This is a genomic window from Roseovarius sp. MBR-51 (assembly GCF_053628575.1).
Genome location: NZ_JBRJGQ010000057.1, coordinates 1 through 2,993, shown reverse-complemented (window position 1 = coordinate 2,993; position 2,993 = coordinate 1). Strand labels below are relative to the sequence as shown.

Below are 2,993 nucleotides of genomic sequence, written 5' to 3'. Positions count from 1 at the left end.
ACTCCTTGCTGGGAAAGAGTCCGCGTTCAGAATCCATCTCGCCGGTCGGCACCAGCCCTAAAATCTACAAAATGCACACAGTGTCGCGTAGTGTGGTCGTCGCGGCAATTGCGGTTGCGGTCAGCACGCCCACTCCGGGGATCGATGCCAGTCGCCGGCTCACCTCACTTTGCCTATGAACCTCTTCGATCTCATCGGTCAGTCGGTCGATCCTGTCTTGCGTCTCGGCGAGTTGATCGAACAATACCTGTATCGGCAAACGGGCGGCCTCCGGCAGGGCATCCAGCTTATCTGCCAGCTCCGCAACGCGCTTCGAACCCTTCGCCGTCACGATCCCGAACTCGGCCATGTGGGCCCGGATCGCATTCCCCGTCTGGGTAACCTGTCCGACGAGGAAGTCGCGCGCCCGGTGCAGAACGAGCGCCGCGGAGTCCATTTCGCTCTTCACAGGGACGAACCGCATCGATGGTCGCGTCACCGCCTCGCAGATCGCTTCGGCATCGGCCGCATCGGTCTTGCCGCGCTTGACGTAGGGCTTCACGTAGGACGGTGGCATCAGCCGCACCTCATGGCCCATTTCCTGCAACCGCCGCCCCCAGTGATGCGCCCCGGAGCAGGCCTCCATGCCAATCAGACAGCCGGGGCGGCCTTCGAAAAAGGAGAGAAACTGGTTCCGCCGGAGTTGGCGCCGCAATACGGTCTTGCCGTCGGCGTCGACGCCATGGACCTGAATAACGTTCTTGGCCAGATCGACCCCGACTGTGCTAAATTCGAACATGGATGGCTCCTCCTGTTGGGACAATGACATCCCATTATGGCGCTTCGAGACGCCGGTTGGAGCAGGAGCCATCCACACCATCAATCGAAATGGCCTTTTCCAAGCTCAAGGCGTTGATCCGGCGGGCCGCCGCACGGACATACGATGACCTTTGGCGGGTCGTTGGCAATGTCTGCGATCTCTTCACTGAGGAAGAGTGCTACAATTTCTTCAAGGCCGCCGGCTATGAAACCGATTAAACGCAATCCGCTCTAAATTGCGCCTCATGATGGTGTTCGGTGGCGGATGGTCTCCAATGTCTTACACGGGCTAAGCAGAATGGTCAGCATCCCAACCGCACTCTCGAGATCAATCAACCTCCGCCCCTTCGGGACTTAGCTCCGCGCCGGTCTCCGGGAGGGAATTCAGGTTAGGCTACAGCCTCCTCTTTCCATCTGAACTCGGTTTCGTTCTTCCACAGTGTCAACATCAGCATCGCGAGCTTCCGCGATGTAGCCACAGCGGCCTTAGCGAACCCGCGCCGTCCAGCAAGTCGAACCGCCCAGCTTTTCAGTGCCGAGAACCGCTGCACCCGATTGATCAAGGCACTTGCGGCCTCGTACAACAGGCTCCGCATGGTCCCGTCGCCGCATTTTGAGACGCGCTCGGACCAGTCCATCTCTCCGGATTGATACCTTCGAGGGGTGAGGTCCAGGAAGGCACCGACATCACCAGTTCTTCGAAACCGCGCCGGATCATCGACCAGCGCGATGAAGCTCAGCGCAACGACCGGGCCGACACCAGGGATAGTAACAGGCGGCGAGCTACTGGATTATCTTCGGCTTTCTTCTTCACCGCGCGATCGAGATCGGCCACCGCCTGGCATAGGGTGGCATGGGCAGCGATGAAGCTGTCAGCGATAGAGCGCAGGATCGGATCCCGTTCTGCCGCAGATGTAAGCTGATCGCGGAATGCCCGGCGGTGTCCACCTTTGCCAATACCCGTCAAACGGACGCCGAAGTCTTGAGAATTTCCCGGATATGGCCTTCGCGATCTTTGCGCAGGCTGATCAACTGTGCCCGCGCGCTGATCAGGCAGCGGAGCGGATCTGAGCTCTCGCTCCGAACGTGGACAGGTGTGAACCAGCCTGTGCGAGCCAATTGCGCAAGACCTTCGGCGTCCGCGGCATCGGATTTGTTTGGTCGAGCTGAGAGACTCTTGTGTGCCTTGCGCGCATCGATGCAGGTGGCCGGAAGTCCCAGCCATTCCAGACCGCGTTGAAGCCAGATCGACAGCTGCCCACTTTCATGCACGATCAGCTTCGGCGACAGCGATCTCGTGCCGAACCATCCCGCCACGCCTTCGGGGTCAGCTGGCGACACGCCTCGGGCAACGGTCTTGCCGTCCGCGTCAACAACGCAGATCGAAATCTCTTTCAGTGACACGTCCAAACCGGCAAAATGTTTCATGGTCGTTCTCCTCACGGCATTGATATCGTGAGGCCAATATACCGGACCTCGTTCGCCCTGGGAGAGCGGCCGCCGCAATCACACCATGTCTTACAATTTTCTCATTGAATCTATTGTTTTCTGACTTGCGAGCGAAGCCACTTTGAGTTGTGTGCTCTTATGTATTGAGGTGGCGTATCGATTTCCGCTTCAAGTGTGACCGCCGCTCGCCAGGTCCAATGGGGGTCGAAGAGCATTCCTCGGGGGCAATGGCGATCATGTCAGCTTGACCTGTCGCAATGATCTGATCTGTATGTTCGGCGCGATTGATCATTCCGATGGCCATTACTGGAAGTCCAGTTTCTATTCGGATCCGCGTTGCAAGGGCTACCTGATGACCTTCACTAATCGCGATTTTCTGCGCACCGGATAATACGCCAGATGAAACAGTAGCATAGTCGCATCCAAGCCGCTTCAATTCACTGCAAAGTTCCGCAGATTCATTAATATTCCAACCGCCTTCGATCCCGTCGGTAGCCGAAATGCGGATACCCAGTGGTTTTTCAGCTGGCCAGACATCACGCACACTTTCAAATATTTCCACTACGAAGCGACGTCGGTTCTCTTGGCTTCCTCCATATTGATCAGTGCGTTTGTTGGTTAGAGGGGACAAGAACTCGTGTAATAAATAGCTACTGTCGCAAACTTTCGACTTTCTGAGTGCGCATGATATGTTAGCGTTGTCAGGGAGTTGGCAAGAGGCGGTTGGCGTGATCGAGTTTAAGGGC

General features: G+C 57.2%; 5 protein-coding genes and 1 pseudogene. 1 reads left to right on the top strand and 5 read right to left on the bottom strand.

What is annotated here, in order from left to right:
• Positions 1 to 94: 94 nt before the first annotated feature.
• Positions 95 to 778, bottom strand: a pseudogene (locus ACSSVY_RS22670) (IS110 family transposase); the annotation flags it as partial.
• Between the two features lie 89 nt (positions 779 to 867).
• On the opposite strand from ACSSVY_RS22670, the gene ACSSVY_RS22665 reads away from it, so the two are divergent.
• A complete protein-coding gene (locus ACSSVY_RS22665; RefSeq protein ID WP_454272300.1) occupies positions 868 to 1,017 on the top strand; it encodes a hypothetical protein in 150 nt (49 codons plus the stop codon).
• Positions 1,018 to 1,187: 170 nt separating this feature from the next.
• On the opposite strand, the gene ACSSVY_RS22660 is transcribed toward ACSSVY_RS22665, so the two are convergent.
• From ACSSVY_RS22660 to ACSSVY_RS22645, 4 genes are all read right to left on the bottom strand, one after another.
• Positions 1,188 to 1,523: a transposase gene (locus ACSSVY_RS22660; protein ID WP_454272298.1), complete on the bottom strand. Its 336-nt coding sequence runs from the start codon at positions 1,521 to 1,523 to the stop codon at positions 1,188 to 1,190.
• A gap of 11 nt (positions 1,524 to 1,534) precedes the next feature.
• Entirely contained in the window at positions 1,535 to 1,765 is a 231-nt protein-coding gene (locus ACSSVY_RS22655; protein ID WP_454272296.1) for a hypothetical protein, read from the bottom strand.
• Entirely contained in the window at positions 1,762 to 2,226 is a 465-nt protein-coding gene (locus tag ACSSVY_RS22650; protein ID WP_454272294.1) for an IS110 family transposase, read from the bottom strand. Before ACSSVY_RS22650 ends, ACSSVY_RS22655 begins: the two co-directional genes overlap by 4 nt.
• A 157-nt stretch (positions 2,227 to 2,383) precedes the next feature.
• The coding region (locus tag ACSSVY_RS22645) for an oxidoreductase (protein ID WP_454272292.1) at positions 2,384 to 2,993 on the bottom strand (610 nt) is incomplete at its 5' end.